This window comes from Nocardioides bruguierae (assembly GCF_023656415.1).
GTDB lineage: Bacteria > Actinomycetota > Actinomycetes > Propionibacteriales > Nocardioidaceae > Nocardioides > Nocardioides bruguierae.
Genome location: NZ_JAMOIL010000012.1, coordinates 36,521 through 55,911 on the forward strand (window position 1 = coordinate 36,521; position 19,391 = coordinate 55,911).

Here is a 19,391-nt window from a genome sequence, read left to right on the forward strand (position 1 = left end):
GCGGCGTCCACCGGCGGCACGGATCGGGCGAACCGCCCCGGCGCGGCGCGCGAGCGGCCTACCATCGCCAGGCACGCAGGACGGGCGTGCGCCCCCGCGACCGGGAGGGTCGCGCTCCCGCGGGCGGGACGGGCCGGAGGAGGACGCGGTGACGCGCACGTCCCTGCTCGACGGCCCGGAGGCCGAGCCTGCCGAGCCCGCGGACGCCCCCGACGACGCCCCGGCCCGCGGACCGCACGCGCGCTGGTACGCCGTCGGCGCGGCGCTCCTCGTGGTCGCGCTCGTGGCCGGGGTGCTGGTGGTGTGGCGCGGCGCCGACGACGCCGCCGGAGTGCTCGGTCTCGACCAGGACGTCGCCCCGCCGCGTCCGCAGGTGGTGGGGCGGACGCTCGTCGACGCCCGCACCGGCAGCCCGTGGGTGCCGCAGGGCGTCACCTGGACCGGCTTCGCCTCCGCCTGCGCCGAGGGCTGGGGCTACAGCCCGCTGGACCCGCTCGGCGACGACGGCCCGCGCGACCAGGCCGCGCTGCTGGCCTCGTGGGGCATCGACACGGTGCGGCTCACGCTCAACCTCGACTGCTGGTCGGCCACGTACCGCGGCGCCCCGGCCAGCGACGCCTTCCACGCCCGGACGGCGGAGGGCTACCGCGCCGCTGTCGCCACGTTCGTCGACGCGCTGCACGAGGCCGGCCTCGCCGTCGTCCTGGCCCTCGACACCCGCGCGGCCGGTGGGGCGACCACCGCGGTGCGCGAGGCGTGGCCCGACTCCTCCGCGTACGCGTTCTGGCAGAACCTGGCCGAGGACTTCGCCGACGACCCGTCGGTGATGTTCGAGCTGTGGGCGCACCCCGGCGGCGAGGACGGGGACGTGTCCTGGGCCGAGGACGGCGGCCGCTGGCGCGACGGCACGGGAGCGACCGGCGTGGGGATGAGCGACCTGCTGGGTGCCGTGCGCAGCCGCGGGGCGACCCAGCCGGTGCTGCTGCCGGGGCTGCGCGGGGAGGACCTGGGCTCGTGGCTCGGCGTCGCCCCCGCCGACGACCAGCTGGTCGCGACGTTCAGCCCGACCCCGGGCGGCGCCTGCGACGACGCGGCCTGCTGGCGCGGCACGGTGGCCGCCCTGGCCGAGGTGGTGCCGGTGCTCGCCACCGAGGTGAGCGCGGGCGAGGACGGCGCCGAGGTGCGCACCGCCCGGGCCTTCACCGCCTTCGCCCGGGACCGGGGCGTCGGGGTGCTGCTGGGCTGGTGGCGCGCGGGCACGGCGGACGCCGGCTCGCTGGTGACGGACGTCGACGGCACCCCCACCGCGTGGGGACGCCTGGGACGCGACCTGCTCGCCACCGCGTCCTGACCGTCCTGCCGGCCCTGGTGCTGCGAGCCCCGTCCGGGGCCGGTGCCGGGCAGGCGGGCGCTGCCGACGCCGGTCGCCCCCTTGTCGGCGACCCGTGCCGGCGGTGCCCCGCCCCGGCGGCCCGTGACGACGGCTGCGCGACGACGGGACCACCCTGACGCCCCTGCGGGCGGCCGGCCGGACCCCTCCGGGCCGGACTCCTGCTGAGGCGTCCGTCGCAGCGTAGGCCGGGGTCTGGACACCTCGGTGGCACCAGGGCGCGGATTACCCCATTTGCGGGACGTGCCATACCCCGGTCGGTATGTTGCTGCGCGAGCGACACCCACGTGGACCGAAATACCTGGTCAGCGGGGGTGCAGCGGTCTCCGTGCGACGTTGCCGGAGTGGTGGCTCGGAACACCCGTGACCGCGTAGCCGCTCAGGCTTCAGGTGTACCCGGAACCCTTGCTCGTGACCGGTCGGAAACACCCTCGACACGCGGTCTGACCTGCGATTCCGCGAAACCTGACAGCCCCTGTGCCGCTGTTACCGAAGCGTGGACCTGCTGTTGCCGGACGGGGCATCCGCGGTCACTACCTTCAGGTTGACGAAATCCTGGGGTCACCCCTCGCCTCAGGCATCGGAAAGGGTTTGGACCAGATGACTGTTCAGGTGACCAACAGCCAGCGGAAGCGGAAGTCCGTGGGCTCCGCATGGCTGGGCGTGCTCACGACGCTGCTCATCTTCGTGGCGTCCTTCGCGTTCTTCCTCATCGCCCCGATCGCGATGCTGCTCGGGGCCCTCCTCGTGCACACGCTGATCATGGCCAGGTCGAAGGCGAGGTCCGGCCGCACGTCGACCGCCGGCTCCGGCGTGGGCGCCGGGTTCGGGGCGGGTGCCCAGTGACCACCTCCATCCACCGCACCGGGAGCCGTCGTCTGACCGACGGCCTCGAGAGCGCCGCGGCCACCCTGCTGCCTGAGGGCATCTGCCGCACCTTCCGCGTCATGCCGTACGCCTCGCAGGACGGCGAGGTCCTCGTCGCCGCCGCGGACGCCGACGACGAGATCACCCTCCAGGTCGTCTCCGAGCGCATCGACGCCCCCGTCGTGCTCGTGCGGCACACCGCCAACGAGATCGTCGCCGCCATCGACGAGACCTACCCGCCCGTCGAGGACGAGCTGGAGACGGTCGAGGAGCGCCGCACGCGCGTCCAGATGGCCCAGATGCTCACCCGCAGCGGGCTGATCACCAACGAGCAGCTGCAGGACGCGATGCTCCAGCACGCGCGCAGCGGCGACGCCCTGGGCGAGATCCTGGTCGCGAACAGCGCCATCTCCGAGGACATCCTCGTGGCCGCGCTCTCCGAGATCCACCAGATGCAGCGCGTCGGCCTGCGCGACTTCACCCCCGACATGGAGGTGGCCCGCCGGCTGCCCGAGCCGATCGCCCAGCGCCACCAGGTGCTGCCGGTGGCGGACGCCGACGGCACGCTGCTCGTGGCCGTCCAGCGCCCCATGGACGCCGAGCTGCTCGAGGAGGTCGAGGAGGCCGTCCAGCAGCCGGTGCGCCAGCTGCTGGCCAACCGCGTCGACCTGGACGAGCTGATCCAGAAGGTCCACGGCGACCACTACTCCGAGCTGGCCACGTCCTTCCTGATGGAGAACGCGCCCGAGATCTCCGCGCACAAGGTGTTCTCCACGGGCCAGAAGGTCGTCGGCATCGGCTTCCTCGTGCTGGTCGCCGTGTTCATGGTCGTCAGCCCGATGAACACCCTGATCGCCCTGGTGGGCCTCGCGAGCGCCATCTACCTGGTCGTCTCGGTCTACAAGTTCCGCCTGACCCTGCGGGCCCTGGGCACGCACCTGGAGATCGAGGCCACGCCGGAGGAGATCGCGGCGCTGGACGAGCGGACGCTGCCGATCTACACGATCCTGGTGCCGCTCTACAAGGAGGGCAACATCGTCAAGCGCCTCGTGCGCGACATGAACGCCCTGGACTACCCGCGCACCCGCCTCGACGTGAAGCTCCTCTGCGAGGAGGACGACGTCGAGACGATCGACATGATCAAGAGCATGGAGCTGCCGCCGCACTTCCACTGCGTGGTGGTGCCGGACTCCCTGCCGAAGACCAAGCCCAAGGCCTGCAATTTCGGCCTCCAGGTGGCCCGCGGCAAGTACTGCGTCATCTTCGACGCCGAGGACCGGCCGGACCCCGACCAGCTGAAGAAGGCGATCATCGCCTTCCGGCAGACCGCGGACAACGTCGCCTGCGTGCAGGGCAAGCTGAACCACTTCAACCAGGACCAGAACCTGCTGACCGCGTGGTTCGCCAACGAGTACTCGATGCACTTCGAGCTCGTCCTGCCGGCCATGGGCGCCGCGGAGCAGCCGATCCCGCTGGGCGGCACCTCCAACCACTTCAAGACCTCGATCCTGCGCGAGCTGGGCGCCTGGGACCCCTTCAACGTCACGGAGGACGCCGACCTCGGCATCCGCCTGCACCGCGAGGGCTACCGCACGGCGATGATCGACTCCACGACGCTGGAGGAGGCCAACTCCTCGGTGCCGAACTGGATCCGCCAGCGCAGCCGCTGGAACAAGGGCTACTACCAGACGTGGCTGGTCCACATGCGCAACCCGATCGGCCTCATCGCCAAGATCGGCCTGAAGGACTTCATCTCCTTCAACCTGACGATGGGCTCGGCCTACGTCCTGCTGATGAACCCGATCTTCTGGTCGCTGACCACGCTGTTCGTGTTCACCCAGGCCAGCTTCATCCAGGCCCTGTTCCCCGGCCTGGTCTTCTACGTGGCCTCGGCGATGCTCTTCGTCGGCAACTTCGTCTTCATCTACCTCAACCTCGCCGGCTCGCTGCAGCGCGGTGAGTTCGGCATCACCAGGACCGCGCTGCTCTCGCCGCTGTACTGGGGCCTGATGAGCTGGGCGGCCTGGAAGGGCTTCCTCCAGCTCTTCACCAACCCCTTCTACTGGGAGAAGACCGAGCACGGCCTCGACGAGGAGGAGGTGCACTGATGAGCGCCACCGTGCAGCCGGCGATCGTCACGAACGCCGCCCGTCTCGCCGGGATCGTGCAGGCCGTCGGCCGCCGCTCCCTCGACGTCCCCCGCCGCCGGTGGGAGAGCGTCCTGGTCCTCGCCGTGACCACGATCGTCTACTCGTGGTTCGGCTTCCGCGTCGTCGCGCAGCAGCACGTCGTCAGCTACGAGGTGCTCGACCGCCTCAACCGCGCGCTGATGATCTGGCACAACAACCCGGCCAAGCTCTCCGCGATCGGCTTCGACTACCCGCCGCTGCAGACCCTCCTGGTCTCGCCCCTGGCGATCTACCGGTTCGGGGTCGACTTCCTGGCCGTCATCCCGGTGGCGTCCGCGTTCTTCGCGGGCCTGCTGATGATGTTCCTGAACACGATGATGCGCCGCACCGGCGTCCCGGCCATGCTCCGCATTGGCGGCCTGGCCGCGCTCGGCCTCAACCCGCTGTTCGCGCTGTACGCCTCCACCGGCGGGCCGCTCATGATGTGGCTGGCCTTCCTGCTGGCCTCGGTCGGCGCGGTCTACGCCTGGTACATCACCGCGGACGTCCGCTTCGTGATGATCGGCGGGCTGGGCTTCGCCGTCGCCGGCCTGGCCGGCTACACGACGCTGATGTACTTCCTGCTGGCCGCCATCGGCATCGGCGCCATCCTCGCCCACCTCGGCGCGGACGGCGACGAGGTCGAGGGCACGATGGTCGGCTTCGCGGCCCCGGCGATCTACGTGGTCGCCCTGTGGACCGGCTTCAACCTGCTGCTGCTGAAGAACCCGATCCACTGGATCACCTCCGCGGCCCCGACCAGCGACGCGATCGAGCAGTTCACCGTGCTCGGCCTGCTGCGCTGGACCGGCGAGCTGGTGCTCTACGGCGCCCCGCTGGCCATCGTGGTGCTTCCGGCCCTGTTCTTCGTCGGCCTGAGCAAGAACAACCCGTTCGCGGTGCTGCTCGGGCTCATGCTGACGCTCTCGGTGCTGACCCCGGCGATGACCGTGCTGCTCGGGCTCACCGACTCGCCGATGGCGATGGAGAACGCCGTCCCGATCCTGGTGATGTCCGTGATCGGCGCGCTGTGGCTGGCCCGCTCGGCCGGCGAGGGCGTGACCGCGATCAGCGGCCTCGTCGTCCTGGCGCTGGTGGCCAGCATCCCGTGGACGTTCCAGGGCATGCGCACCTACAAGTACCAGGCCCTCGAGATGGTCTTCACCGACGCGGTGCTGACCGGCGAGAGCCAGGAGGGCGCCACCACCCGCGGCGGCCAGACCGTCGCCCTGGACCCGTCCCTGGAGATGGGCCAGTTCATCCAGGACCTCGACGTCCCGGAGGGCGCGGTGCTCACCGACAACGCCGCCACCTACGCCGTGATGCTGTTCAGCGGCGAGCCGGAGCTGTTCCTCGACCGGATCGACCAGTCCGACGGCCCGTGGCTCGAGGCCGCCCGCGACCCCGCCGCCTCCGACGTCGACTGGCTGCTGGTCACCACCGACGGCGACGACCTGCTCACCGAGCAGTACTCCGAGGTCGGCTTCGAGGGCCTGACGCTCTACCACGAGAACGACGAGTACCGCCTGTACTCCGTCCCCGAGGGCTTCACCGGACTGACCACCGTCGGGAGCTGACATGATCGACAACCGCGCCCGCATCCAGCCGCCGCCGACCCTCGAGGACATCCTGTCCGTGGGTCGCGCGGACCGCATCGGTCAGGTCGACTTCACCCTGCGCCTCGCCCAGGCGAGGGAGCAGGCCGAGGCCGCCTCCGAGGTGGCCGACGCCGAGGTCGCCGAGCCCGCCGGGCCCGCCGGGTCCGTCGCGGTGGCGGCGCCCGTCGCCGGCCCCGTCACCAGTCCGGCCGACGGCCCGCTGCTCCACGCCCCCGACGTGGATCTCTTCGCCGCGCCCGTGGCGGTCCCCGCCCCCTCGCCCGAGGTGCCGCGCGAGGTGTCGGTCGACGCCGAGCCCGTGACGGTGCAGCGGCGCCGGGGTCGCGGACGAGGCGAGCGGACCGGGTCCGTGCAGGCTGCTGCCCCGGCCCCCGCGTCGAGCCCCGCGTCGAGCCCCGCGTCCGTCGTGGAGGACTCCGCGCGGGTGCTGTTCCAGGCCGCGCCGGTGGCCCGTCGGGCCGAGCCGGCCACGGTCGAGCCGGCTGGAACCGCGGCCGCCGAGCCGGTCGGGGCCGTCGAGCCGGTGGAGGCCGCGGCCGAGGCCGTCGAGGCCGTCGAGGCGCCCCGCAGCGGTGTCGTGCCGGAGGGTCTGGCGATCGCCGGGCCCGCCGACTTCCTGGAGGCGGCCACCTGGCCGGGGCCGGTGGCCGAGCACGTCGCGCCCGAGCCGGTCTCCGCCGTCGAGGAGGACCTCGTCTGGGCGCCCGCCGCCCGGGCCGCCCAGGAGTCGGTCGAGACGGTGAAGACGGAGGCCGACGTGTCCGTCGAGCCTGCTGCCGAGGTGTCCTTCGAGGCCGTCCCGGCCCCGGAGGCCGAGACCCTGGTCGCCGCGCCGGTCGCCGTGCCGGTGGTCGAGCGCCCGAGCCTCGCCGTGCGCGCCGCGCGCCGCCCGGTCCCGCGGCCGGAGCCGAAGTCGGTCGCGGTCGACCACGACGCCGAGGCCGAGCGCCGTGCGCTCGCCGAGGAGAACCGCCGTCAGGCGGTCGCGCGGGCCCAGAGCGTCGCGCACCCGTACCGTCCCGCGCCCCGTGCCGGGCGGCCCGTGGAGGCCGGCGACGTCAAGCCCCCGACGGCCGCGGCCCTGCGCCGCTCCGCCGCCCAGCGCACGGCCGCGCAGAAGACCGCCCAGCCCGCCCCCACCGAGGTGCAGGCGGAGGTCGAGCACGGCCCCGGCACGGACCAGCCGCGGCCCGCCCCCGCCGGCCCCCGAGCGCCCTGGCCCGCGGCCCCCGCCGGCACGGCACCGCGCGCCGCGGAGCGCCCCGCCACGTCCGCCCGCCCGGTGCCGCCGCGCGCCGCCGCCCGGACCGACGCGCAGGCGTTCCAGCAGCCGACCGAGCGTCCCGTGGGCGTCCCGGCGCCGGAGCACACGGTGTACGAGCAGCACAGGACCCACGAGGAGCACAGGGACCCGCGGCCCGCCGAGGAGACCGCACCCGCCGGACGCCTCCGCCCCGTGCCCAGCACCTGGGAGGACACCCGCCGCGCGGCCCAGCGTCCGCTGCCGGCGGACCCGTGGGGCGCCCTGCTCGACGAGACCGCCCGCACCCGGCCCGGCCAGGCCGACCCCTGGTGGTCCGTGGACGACGAGGCGGGCCACGACACGGGCCACAACACGGGCCACGACACGGGCCACGGGGCACGCGACGGCGCGTGGGAGGAGGCCGAGGACACCGGCTACGCCGCGTTCGACACCGACGCCCCCGAGGCCCCCGCGACGCCGGCCGCCCACCCGGCCCCGCCGGCCCCGGCCGCCCAGCAGCCGACCCGGGCCCACCACAGCGTGGTCGAGGCCCGCCAGGCCCAGCGCGAGGCGACCCGCGCGAGCCGCCAGGCCGCCGCGGAGGCGGCCGCCGCCGGCGAGGCGTTCGTCTCGGCGACCCTGGCCGGGCTGGGGATGGGCGAGACCTCCATCGACGTCAGCGTCGACGACGTGGCCCGCTCGGTCATCGCCCGCATGCAGGCGGCCCAGCAGGCCACCCAGCTCCACCTGGAGGCCATCGAGCTCGAGGCGGCACGCCGCTGCGAGCTGGTCACCGCGCAGGCCGAGCTCGACGCCGAGCTCATCCGCCTGAACGCCCGCCGGGAGGCGCACGCGCTCCTCAACGGCCCCCGCCGCGGACCCGTCCGCGGCCCGCGTCCCGACGACGCCACCCTGCGCCACCTCGGCGCGGTCTCCGCCCGGTTCGCCGAGCACCTGGAGCAGCTCGACCCCACCGACCTGGACGAGGAGCGATGAAGACCCTCACCCGCCCCGGCCGCCGCACCGGCGCCGCCGCCGCGATCGTGACCCTGGCCCTCGTCGCCGCCGCTTGCGGCGACGGCGACTCCGACACCGCTGCCTCCCCCGACGCCACCGTCACGGTGACCGCGGCGGCCAGCAGCGACGACTCCGACACCACGGGCGGCGACGCCACCACGGAGCAGCGCTTCTTCAACGACGCCTCCGTGTGGAACACCCGCGCCGACGACCTGGCGGTCGACCCCCGCAGCGACCGGATGCTCAGCCTGGCGATGACCCGCATCGGCTGGGAGGAGAAGCGCAACGGCCAGTTCGTGCGCGTCGTCAACGAGGTCACCGACCCGCTGTGGATCAACACCGTCGAGTGGACCGTCCCGGTCGTCGCCGGCGGCACGCCCACCGAGGTCACCTGCCGGCAGAAGACCTGCGGCGACGGGGACGACACCATCACGCTCGACATCCCCGAGGACGTCGACCCCTACCCGGAGTACGACGGCTGGTACACGATCCTGGACACCCAGAACTCGGTGGCCTACGACCTGTGGCGCGCACGCCGCGAGGACGACGGGTCGATCTCGTACCACTACATGAAGAAGTGGAACCTCGACGGCTCCGGCTGGCAGACCGCCGGCGAGGTCTCCGCTCGCGGCTCGGGCCTGCCGCTGTTCGCGGGCCTCATCCGGCCCGCCGAGCTGGAGACGGGCACGATCGACCACGCCCTCGCCATCGCGGTGCCGGCCCCGTCGTCCGACTTCTACGTCAGCCCCGCCTCGTCCACCGACGGCAACGGCCGCGCGGCCTCGCTGCCCATCGGTGCGCGCATCCGGCTCAAGGGCGACGTCACCTTCCGCGCCCCGCGCGACGCCGACGGCAACCGGATCACGCTCACCGCGGACCAGAAGCGGTACGCCGACGCGCTGGTCCTGGCGCTGCGCACCTACGGCGCGATCGTCGTCGAGCGGGCCGAGGTGCCCACGCTCTACGCCCAGCGCGACGTCACCGCCGACCTGCTGACCGGCCAGGAGCTCCAGGGCCTGACCCTGGACGACTTCGAGGTCACCACGGTCGGCAAGAAGTACCGCTACCCCACCCCCGAGAAGGTCGCGGAGTCCGCGGCCGGCACCGAGGGCGCCACCGCCTCCGCCACCGCGGACGCGTCCACCACCGAGTCCGCCGGGAGCAACTGATGCGCCGCCGCACGACCCGCACCGTCGCCGCCACCTCCGCCCTCCTGGCCGGCGCCGGCCTCCTCGGCGCGTGCTCGACCGACTCGGGCAGCACCGACCTCGTCGCCGACGCCCAGGCCACCGCCACCGTGACGGTCGCCCCGTCCACGCCCGTGAACCCCACCGAGGCCGCCTACGAGGCGCTCCCGACGCTGCCCGACCAGACGGTCACCGTGGAGGGCATCGACAACGGCCTGACGAACTTCGAGCGGCTGGCGTTCAACACCGACACCGGCGGCGAGAACGACACCGACACCATCGTCGACCGCAAGGTCAGCGACACCGACCTGGCCTTCCAGCGGCTCTGCTCGGGCCAGATCGACGTCGTCGACTCCTACACGACGCTCACCCAGGCCCAGTACGACGCCTGCGCGGCCAACGGCCTGGACCTGGTCCAGATCGAGGTCGCCGCCAACGCCCTCGTCGTGGCCATCAAGAACGAGACGGACGTCGGCGGCGACTGCGTCAGCCTCGAGCAGCTGGCCGAGATCTACCGGGCCGGCTCGCCGGTGACCAGCTGGGCCCAGGTCGGCGACAACTTCGACGACGTCGACCTCACCGCGCTGGGCGCCCCCTACGGCGACTCCCGCTTCACCTGGTTCGGCCAGGCGGTGCTCGACACGACCAACCCGGCGAGGGTCACCGTCCGCTCCGACTACGTCAGCTACGACACCGACCGCGAGACCCGGCTCAGCATCGTCGGCAACGACCGCGACGAGCGGCTCGCCTCGCAGGAGCGCACCTACACCCGGCAGCGCCAGCAGCTGGCCACCTACATCAAGCAGCAGACCGGCGTCGTCCGTGACGCCCGTGCCGAGCTGCGCACCGCCCGCTTCGAGGTGAAGAAGGGCATCCGCACCGGCCGCGACGCCGAGACCCGGGCCGCCGACCGCGCGCGCCTGGCGGAGGCCAAGCGCTCGCTGGCCAAGGCCGAGGCCTCCCTGCTCAGCCTCAAGGCCCAGGAGCGCACCGCGGCGCGGCAGCTCACGGTCAGCAAGGCCGCGCAGAAGCGGATCGACGCCCTGACCGGGCGCGTGGGCTACTTCGGGTTCTCCTACTACCAGGTCTTCGAGAACGAGCTCCGCCCGTTCGAGGTGACCCTCGACGGCACCGAGAACTGCGTGTTCCCGAGCCCGGTCACGATCACCAGCGGCGAGTACCCGCTGTCGCGGCCGTACCTGCTCACCACCACGCAGCGCTCCCTCGAGCGCGAGGAGGTGCAGGACTTCCTCCTGTACTACCTCGACAACGCCAAGGCCGACCTCCAGACCACCCAGCAGAACACGGGCCTGGACGAGGCGGGGCAGCTCGTCGTCGTCACCGACGACCAGATCGCCACCCAGCGCCGCTGGGTGACGGGCCGCGAGGAGCCGGAGTACCTCGAGCTCGAGGGCGACACCGTCACCACCGGGTCCGGGTCCGGTTCCGGCGACGGGGCCGCCGCGGACGCCACCAGCTCGGCGACGACCACCGCCTCGCCGTCCGCGACCGCGACGGGGTCGGCCGGCCAGTAGCCGACCCGCCCGACCGTGATGCACCACCGCTGCACCGACCACCCCCGACGCCGCCCCGCGGCGCCGGGGCTGGTCGCGCTCGTCCTAGCCGTCCTCCTGCCGCTCCTCGGCGGCCTGGGCGGCGGCGCCGCGGCAGGCGCCGACGGCACGCTCAGCCCCGCGGCGCAGGCCCACGCCTCGTCCGAGGCCACCACCGACGCCACCTCGGCGGCGAGCGCCACGGACGGCGCCTCCGCCCGCACCGCCGCGCGCCGCGACCTGCGCACCTCCACCCTGCTCGTGCGCTGGCGCGGCAACCGGGGCGAGCGACAGGACTCCGTGACCGTGCCCGGGATCGGCGTCCTGACCGCCGTGTGCCGGCCGAACAACACCATCCTGCGGCTGCGGCCCTACCACCGCAGCCCCGAGACGCAGATGTGGCTGGCCAAGCACCAGGACAAGCGCGGCAAGGACACCGTGGCGGTGAAGACCGTGCGGATCTACCGCTACGCCACCGCGGACGACGACGGCACCGGCGGCACCGGCAAGCAGTCCCACGAGGGCCTCAACCGGGCCACGCCCGTCGAGGGACGCTCCTCCGGCTTCGCCCACGGCGTCATCAGCCAGCGGCGTGGCCGCCAGGCCGCGGTCGGCCGGTCGAACACGCTGCCCGTCTCGTCCCTCTACCTGGAGTGGTACTGGGAGGGTTTTCGCCGCAAGGACGTGAAGCGGCAGTACTGCCGGGTCAAGGCCACCGTCACCACGCGCACCGACGAGGCGCTGGGTCTCTCCTGGCACGGCGAGGACGACGGCGCCCCGCGGCGGCAGGTGGTCGACCTCGGCGCCGCCGGCAGCGTCCGGTTCACCTGCCGCGAGTCCGTCGACGGCTCCGACCCGGTGCAGGAGGTCACCTTCTACCCCTCCGAGGAGACCGCGGCGGCCATCTCCGAGGCGCTGGCCGACGAGGACCCCGACACCGACGGCCCGTGGGTCGGCACCTACGTCGAGCGGATCGAGGCCGAGGGCGACGTGCGCGACCACGTGGTCGTCGAGGAGGCGGAGTACGACCCCGTCGCCGGGCTGGTGCCGCCCGTCCAGCTGCCCGAGAACGGCATGCTGCGGATCTGGTACTACGCGGACGGGGCCGTGCGGACGCTGATCGTCTCCAGCTACTGGATCGTCAACGACACCGACCCCGCCCTCAACCTGTGCGAGGTCGCGGCGGCCCGCTTCTGACCGGCGGCCCGGCGTCTGCTCAGGCGGGCCCGGCGTCGGCGCGCAGGGCCGCCAGCACCACGTCCAGCACCCCCACCTCGCCGTCGAGCACGTCGGTGACGGGGTGCCAGGCCGCCTCGTCGGTGGTGCCGTCCTCCTCGGCGACGGCGGGCTCGTCGCCGGAGGTGAGGGTGGCGGCGTAGACGAGGTGGACGCCGTGGAAGTCCTCGGTGCGCCCGCTCGGCGCGGTGCCGGTGAAGTGGGTGTCGTGCACCGTGAGCAGCCCCGCCGGCGCCACCTCCAGGCCGGTCTCCTCCCCCACCTCGCGCACCAGCGCCGCGGCCGGGTCCTCCCCGTGCTCGACACCGCCGCCCGGCAGCGTCCACGCACCCGGGTGCGCGCCGCGCGCGGACACGCGGGTCAGCAGCACCCGGTCGTCGCGGCGCAGCAGCGCGTAGGCCGAGAGCCGCTGGTGCCGGACGACGGCGTGGCCGGCGAGCGCCTCGCGCACCAGCGCGTCCACGGGCACGCGGCCGGCCAGCACGTCGGCGAGCGGCAGCCACGCCGCGTCCCGGGTGCTGCCCCCGACCTCGACCGTGCGCGGGGCGGGCGAGTCCCGGGGCACCCAGCCCTCGAAGACCATCCGCACGTGGTGGAAGTCCCTGCGCCGACCGTCGGCCCAGGTGGCGTCCGGCCGGTGCTGGCTGATCACCCGGTTCGTCTCCCCGACCGTCACCGACAGCCCGGTCTCCTCGTGGACCTCGCGGACCACGGCCTCGCGGGGGTGCTCGCCGTGCTCCACCCCGCCCCCGGGCAGCGTCCACAGGTCGTCGGGCCGGATGTGGCTCGCGACCAGGCTGAGCAGCACCTGCTCGTCGCGGACCACCAGGGCGTAGGCGGCCAGGCGCTGCGTCTGCGGCGGTGTCTGCCCCTGGTCGTCGGGCTCGTCGTGCTGCTGATCGCTCACGCGCCCAAACCTACGGGGCGCGGGCGTCAGCGCGTGCCCCACCCGCGGTCCACGACCCCGGGCGGACGACGGTCCAGCAGCGTGGCCTCGGCCGGGCCGAGCCCGCCGCCGCCCAGGTGGGCCGGGTAGGTCGGGTCGCTCTCGCCCGGCCGCGGCCGGTGCGAGGGCAGCCGCTGGAGCCGCGTGAGGGTGCCATCCAGCACGGCGCCGAGCGCCCGGGTGGTGGCCGCGTCGTCGGCGCCGGGTGCGAGGGGCTCCCCGAGCACGACGTCGACGACGGCGTGGCGGCGCGGACGCGGCAGCGCCGGCCGGTCCTCGGGGTGCCGCTTGACCGGCCACAGGCGCTGGGTGCCCCACAGCGTCAGCGGCACCAGCGGGGCGCCGGTGAGCCGCGCGAGCGCCGCGGCGCCCGGCATGAGCCGCTCGACGGTGTAGGAGTGGCCGAACCCGGCCTGCCCGAAGACGACGACCGCCTCGCCGTCGTCCAGGAGCCTGCGGGCGGCGAGCAGGGCGGCCGCCGGGGCGGCGAAGTCGACCGGCACGTGCCCCATCGTGTCCAGCGCCCGGCCCAGCGGTGCCCAGCCCCAGAACGAGCCCCGGCACAGGAAGCGGGCGTAGCGGCCGCGCTGGAGCAGCGCGTGGCCGGCGACGGCGAAGTCCGGGAACGCGTGGTGGTTGCCGGCGATCACCACCGGCCCACTGGTGGGCACGTGCTCGAGCCCGGTCCAGCGCTCCTGCACCGCCAGGGAGCCCAGCAGGCGGTGCCCGGTGCGGGTGACGGCGTCGTAGACCCGCTCACCGCCGCCGGCGCGGCCGCCGGCGACCGGGCAGGCGTCGGCGCGCACTGTGCGGCCCGCTCGTGTGGTCATCGCGCGGGCTCAGGAGAAGGGCGGACGGTCGTCGAGGCGGACGGAGCCCTTGCCGGCCACTCGCCACAGCCGGGCCGCGGCGTCGCGGTCCTCCTCGGTGACCAGGTTGCCCATCCAGCGCAGGGCCAGGGTCATCAGCGCCGTGGACCGCATGCCGGCCGGACCCATCCGCGGCAGCACCCACGGCACCGTCACGAAGCCGGCGAGGCGGCGGGCGATGGAGAAGGCCTCGCCGTAGTGCTCGCGCAGCAGCGCCGGCCAGGCCGACGCGAGCCCGTGGGCGTCGGGGCCCAGGTCGCCCAGCAGGGACGCCACGAACCGGCCCGTCTCCAGGCCGTAGTCGATGCCCTCGCCGTTGAGCGGGTTGACGCAGCCGGCGGCGTCGCCGATCAGCGCCCAGTTCGGGCCGGCGACGTTGCTGACCGCGCCGCCCATCGGCAGCAGGGCGGAGGTCGGCATCCGCAGCTCCTCACCGAGGCCGAACTCCGCCCGACGCTGCTCGGCGTAGAAGGCCATCAGCGGCTTGACCGCGATGTCGGCGGGCCGCTTGGCCGTGGCGAGCGTGCCGACGCCGAGGTTGACCTCCCCGGTGCCGAGCGGGAAGACCCAGCCGTAGCCGGAGAGCACCTGCCCCTGCTCGTCGCGCAGCTCCAGGTGGGAGCTGATCCAGGGGTCGTCGTGCTTCTCGCTGGTCACGTAGCTGCGCCCGGCCACGCCGTAGACGGTGTCGCGGTGCCACTCGCGGCCCAGCACCTTGCCCAGGGGCGAGCGGACACCGTCGGCCACCACCAGGCGACGGCAGGCGATCTCGAAGCGCTCGGCCTCGGCACGGCCGCCGTCCCCTCGTCGCTCGAGGACCACCGCGGCCACCCGGCTCCCGCTCATGCGGACGTCGACGGCGCGGGCGTCCTGGACGTCGACCGCGCCCGCGTCCACCGCCACCTGGCGCAGGCGGTCGTCGAGCTCGGTGCGCGGCACCGCGCTGCCCCAGTCGGGCAGGTGGCCGCCGGGCCACGGCAGGTGCAGGGTCTGGCCGAAGCCGTGCGCCCGCAGGCCCTGGTTCACGGTGCGCCCGCGGAGGAAGTCCTCGAGCCCCAGCTGCGCCAGCTCGTGCACGGCGCGCGGGGTCAGGCCGTCACCGCAGGTCTTGTCCCGCGGGAAGGTGGCCGCGTCAGCGAGCACCACGTCCACGCCGGCGCGGGCCAGCCAGGCCGCCGCCGCCGAGCCCGCCGGACCTGCCCCGACCACCAGCACGTCGGTCTCGGTGGGGCGGGCGGTCACGGCGGCGCTGCTCACGCCCCCGATTCTGGCAGGTGCCCCCAGTCGGGAGGTCATACGGGGCGGGACGTCAGACGGGGCGGACGTCCACTCCCTCGGATGGATGACGTCCGCGCCCGCACAGGGCTCCGGACGCGGAACGGCCCCGCCCCCACCGGAGTGGGAGCGGGGCCGCTCTGAGTGACGTCAGTTCTGGTAGGAGCCGAAGTCGAAGTCGTCCAGCGCGACGGCCTGGCCGCCGGTGCTGCCGAACTCGTAGTCGTAGGAGTCGTACCCGGTGACCGAGTAGGCCGAGGCACGCGCCTCCTCGGTGGGCTCCACCCGGACGTTGCGGTACCGCTCGAGGCCGGTACCCGCCGGGATCAGCTTGCCGATGATCACGTTCTCCTTCAGACCGCGCAGCGAGTCGCTGCGGCCGTTGATGGCCGCGTCGGTGAGCACGCGGGTGGTCTCCTGGAAGGAAGCCGCCGAGAGCCACGACTCGGTCGCCAGCGAGGCCTTGGTGATGCCCATGAGGACCGGACGGCCCGAGGCCGGCTTGCCGCCCTCGGAGACCACGCGACGGTTCTCCTCCTCGAAGAGGGTCCGGTCGACCAGGTCGCTCGGGAGCAGGTGGGTCTCGCCCGACTCGATGACCGTCACGCGCCGCAGCATCTGCCGCACGATGATCTCGATGTGCTTGTCGTGGATCGACACGCCCTGCGAGCGGTACACCTGCTGGACCTCGCCCACCAGGTGCTCCTGGGCCCGACGGACACCGAGGATGCGCAGGACGTCCTGCGGGTCCGGGGTACCGACGGTGAGCATCTGGCCGACGGAGACGTGGTCACCGTCGGAGACGAGCAGACGCACACGCTTGGAGACCGGGTACTCCTGGACCTCCGAGCCGTCGTCCGGGGTGACCAGGACCTTGCGGGCCTTGTCGGTCTCCTCGATCTCGACCCGACCGGCGGCCTCGGTGATCGGGGCACGGCCCTTGGGGGACCGGGCCTCGAACAGCTCGACGACGCGGGGCAGACCCTGCGTGATGTCGGACGCCGACGCGACACCACCGGTGTGGAAGGTACGCATGGTCAGCTGCGTGCCGGGCTCACCGATGGACTGGGCCGCGATGATGCCGACGGCCTCGCCGATGTCCACGAGCTTGCCGGTGGCCAGCGAGCGGCCGTAGCACTTCGCGCAGGTACCGGTGCGGGCCTCGCAGGTGAGGACGGAGCGGAGCTTGACGCTCTCCACGCCGGCCGCGATGAGCTCGTCGATCTTCACGTCGCCGAGGTCGCCGCCCGCCTCGACCAGCACCTCGCCGGTCTCGGGGTGGGTGATCTCGGTGGCCGAGCACCGGGCGTAGGCCGAGGTGTCGACGTTCTCCGTGGCGACCAGGGCCCCGGACTCGGTGCGCTCGGCGATGACCTTGGGCAGGCCGCGCTCGGTGCCGCAGTCCTCCTCGCGGATGATCACGTCCTGGCTGACGTCCACCAGACGACGGGTCAGGTAGCCCGAGTCCGCGGTACGCAGGGCGGTGTCGGCCAGACCCTTGCGAGCACCGTGAGTGGAGATGAAGTACTCCAGGACCGAGAGGCCCTCACGGAAGTTCGCCTTGATCGGGCGCGGGATGATCTCGCCCTTCGGGTTGGCCACCAGACCACGCATGGCGCCGACCTGACGGATCTGGTTCATGTTTCCGCTCGCACCGGAGTGGACCATGATGTAGATCGGGTTCGTCGGGTCGAAGGCCTTCTCCATCGCGTCACCGACGCGGCGGCTGGCCTCGGTCCAGATCTCCACGAGCTCCTGACGGCGCTCGTCGTCGGTCATCAGACCGCGCTCGAAGTCCTTCTGCACCTTCGCGGCCTGCTTCTCGTAGCCCGCGAGGATGCCCGGCTTGTCGTCCGGGGTCGTGACGTCGTCGATGGAGACGGTGACGCCGGAGAAGGTCGCCCAGCGGAAGCCGGCGTCCTTCAGCGCGTCCAGGGACGCCGCGACGACGACCTTGGGGTAGCGCTCCGCCAGGTCGTTGACGATCTGGCCCAGCTTCTTCTTGCCGACCTCGCCGTTGACGTACGGGTAGTCGATCGGGAGCAGGTCGTTGAACAGGATGCGGCCGAGCGTGGTCGGGAAGACCACCGCCTCGCCCAGCTGACCCTCGACGCCCTCCGGCGGCACCACGTCGTCCTGGCGGACCTTGATGGTGCTCTGCATGGAGATCTCGCCGCGGTCGAAGGCCATGACGGCCTCGGCCGGCGACGCGAAGGCGCGGCCGTCGCCCTTCTGCTCACCACGGTCGGAGGTGAGCCAGAACAGGCCGATGATCATGTCCTGCGAGGGCATGGTCACCGGACGGCCGTCCGACGGCTTGAGGATGTTGTTCGTCGACAGCATCAGGATGCGGGCCTCGGCCTGCGCCTCCGCGGAGAGCGGCAGGTGGACGGCCATCTGGTCACCGTCGAAGTCGGCGTTGAACGCGCCGCAGACGAGCGGGTGGATCTGGATGGCCTTGCCCTCGATCAGCTGCGGCTCGAAGGCCTGGATGCCGAGGCGGTGCAGCGTGGGCGCACGGTTCAGCAGCACCGGGTGCTCGGTGATGACCTCCTCGAGCACGTCCCACACCACGGGGCGGGCGCGCTCGACCATGCGCTTGGCCGACTTGATGTTCTGCGCGTGCGACAGGTCGACGAGGCGCTTCATCACGAACGGCTTGAACAGCTCCAGCGCCATCTGCTTGGGCAGACCGCACTGGTGCAGCTTCAGCTGCGGACCCGACACGATGACCGAGCGGCCCGAGTAGTCCACGCGCTTGCCGAGCAGGTTCTGACGGAAGCGACCCTGCTTGCCCTTGAGCATGTCGGACAGCGACTTCAGCGGCCGGTTGCCCGGGCCGGTGACGGGACGACCGCGGCGACCGTTGTCGAACAGCGAGTCGACGGCCTCCTGGAGCATCCGCTTCTCGTTGTTGACGATGATCTCGGGCGCACCGAGGTCGAGCAGCCGCTTGAGGCGGTTGTTGCGGTTGATCACGCGGCGGTACAGGTCGTTGAGGTCGGAGGTCGCGAAGCGGCCACCGTCCAGCTGCACCATCGGACGCAGGTCCGGCGGGATGACCGGGACGGCGTCGAGCACCATGCCGATCGGCTGGTTGCCGGTCTTGCGGAAGGCGTCGACGACCTTGAGGCGCTTGAGGGCGCGGACCTTCTTCTGGCCCTTGCCGGTCGCGATGGTCTCGCGGAGGTTCTCGACCTCGGCCGCGATGTCGAAGTCCTGGAGGCGCTTCTGGATCGCCGCGGCGCCCATGTGGCCCTCGAAGTACTTGCCGAACCAGTTCTTCATCTCCCGGTACAGCAGCTCATCGCCCATGAGGTCCTGGACCTTCAGGTTCTTGAAGGTGTCCCAGACCTCCTCGAGGCGGTCGAGCTCACGCTGCGCCCGGTCGCGGAGCTGCTTCATCTCGCGCTCGGCGCCGTCCTTGACCTTGCGCTTCTGGTCGGACTTCGCACCCTCGGCCTCGAGGGCCGCGAGGTCGGTCTCCAGCTTGGCGGCCCGGTCCTCGAGGGACTGGTCGCGCCGGCGCTCGAGACGCTCACGCTCCAGGCCGACCTTGCCCTCGAGGGAGGTCAGGTCGCGGTGACGGGCGTCCTCGTCGACGGAGGTGATCATGTAGGCCGCGAAGTAGATGACCTTCTCGAGGTCCTTCGGGGCCAGGTCGAGCAGGTACCCCAGGCGCGACGGGACGCCCTTGAAGTACCAGATGTGGGTCACGGGCGCGGCCAGCTCGATGTGGCCCATGCGCTCGCGACGCACCTTGGAACGGGTCACCTCGACGCCGCAGCGCTCGCAGATGATGCCCTTGAAGCGCACGCGCTTGTACTTGCCGCAGTAGCACTCCCAGTCCCGGGTGGGACCGAAGATCTTCTCGCAGAAGAGGCCGTCACGCTCGGGCTTGAGCGTGCGGTAGTTGATGGTCTCCGGCTTCTTGACCTCGCCGTGGCTCCACTGGCGGATCTCGTCGGCGGTGGCCAGGCCGATCCGGAGCTGGTCGAAGAAGTTCACGTCGAGCACGGTG

General features: G+C 72.9%; 12 protein-coding genes. 8 read left to right on the forward strand and 4 right to left on the reverse strand.

Annotation, left to right across the window (positions count from 1 at the left end):
* The first annotated feature begins 148 nt into the window (after window positions 1-148).
* From M8330_RS10820 to M8330_RS10855, 8 genes are all read left to right on the forward strand, one after another.
* Window positions 149-1,351, forward strand: coding sequence for a cellulase family glycosylhydrolase (locus M8330_RS10820; RefSeq protein ID WP_250827333.1), 1,203 nt, complete (start codon window positions 149-151; stop codon window positions 1,349-1,351).
* A 639-nt stretch (window positions 1,352-1,990) separates the two neighbouring features.
* Window positions 1,991-2,236: a hypothetical protein gene (locus M8330_RS10825; protein ID WP_250827334.1), complete on the forward strand. Its 246-nt coding sequence runs from the start codon at window positions 1,991-1,993 to the stop codon at window positions 2,234-2,236.
* Window positions 2,233-4,365 carry a glycosyltransferase gene (locus M8330_RS10830; RefSeq protein ID WP_250052289.1) on the forward strand — a complete coding sequence of 711 codons (2,133 nt, stop codon included), beginning with the start codon at window positions 2,233-2,235 and terminating at the stop codon, window positions 4,363-4,365. The genes M8330_RS10825 and M8330_RS10830 overlap by 4 nt, the downstream gene beginning before the upstream one ends.
* Window positions 4,365-6,002 (forward strand): hypothetical protein, encoded by a 1,638-nt coding sequence (locus tag M8330_RS10835; RefSeq protein ID WP_250052288.1) that lies wholly within the window; start codon window positions 4,365-4,367, stop codon window positions 6,000-6,002. Before M8330_RS10830 ends, M8330_RS10835 begins: the two co-directional genes overlap by 1 nt.
* 1 nt (window position 6,003) lies before the next feature.
* Entirely contained in the window at window positions 6,004-8,283 is a 2,280-nt protein-coding gene (locus tag M8330_RS10840; RefSeq protein ID WP_250827335.1) for a hypothetical protein, read from the forward strand.
* Entirely contained in the window at window positions 8,280-9,473 is a 1,194-nt protein-coding gene (locus M8330_RS10845) for a hypothetical protein (RefSeq protein WP_250052286.1), read from the forward strand. The genes M8330_RS10840 and M8330_RS10845 overlap by 4 nt, the downstream gene beginning before the upstream one ends.
* The gene (locus M8330_RS10850) at window positions 9,473-11,026 is read left to right on the forward strand and encodes a PstS family phosphate ABC transporter substrate-binding protein (RefSeq protein WP_250827336.1); all 1,554 of its coding nucleotides are present in this window, start codon (window positions 9,473-9,475) and stop codon (window positions 11,024-11,026) included. The genes M8330_RS10845 and M8330_RS10850 overlap by 1 nt, the downstream gene beginning before the upstream one ends.
* A 15-nt stretch (window positions 11,027-11,041) precedes the next feature.
* Window positions 11,042-12,241, forward strand: coding sequence for a hypothetical protein (locus M8330_RS10855; RefSeq protein ID WP_250827337.1), 1,200 nt, complete (start codon window positions 11,042-11,044; stop codon window positions 12,239-12,241).
* A gap of 19 nt (window positions 12,242-12,260) precedes the next feature.
* Here the strand turns inward: M8330_RS10855 and M8330_RS21980 are convergent, their stop codons facing one another.
* The 4 genes from M8330_RS21980 to M8330_RS10880 form a co-directional block, all read right to left on the reverse strand.
* Window positions 12,261-13,187: an NUDIX hydrolase gene (locus M8330_RS21980; RefSeq protein ID WP_308196275.1), complete on the reverse strand. Its 927-nt coding sequence runs from the start codon at window positions 13,185-13,187 to the stop codon at window positions 12,261-12,263.
* Between the two features lie 26 nt (window positions 13,188-13,213).
* Window positions 13,214-14,056 (reverse strand): lysophospholipid acyltransferase family protein, encoded by an 843-nt coding sequence (locus M8330_RS10870; RefSeq protein WP_250052280.1) that lies wholly within the window; start codon window positions 14,054-14,056, stop codon window positions 13,214-13,216.
* 9 nt (window positions 14,057-14,065) lie between these two features.
* Window positions 14,066-15,352, reverse strand: coding sequence for a geranylgeranyl reductase family protein (locus tag M8330_RS10875; protein WP_250827338.1), 1,287 nt, complete (start codon window positions 15,350-15,352; stop codon window positions 14,066-14,068).
* 168 nt (window positions 15,353-15,520) lie between these two features.
* On the reverse strand, window positions 15,521-19,387 hold the full coding sequence (locus M8330_RS10880) for a DNA-directed RNA polymerase subunit beta' (protein WP_250052276.1): 3,867 nt from the start codon (window positions 19,385-19,387) through the stop codon (window positions 15,521-15,523).
* Between the last annotated feature and the right edge of the window lie 4 nt (window positions 19,388-19,391).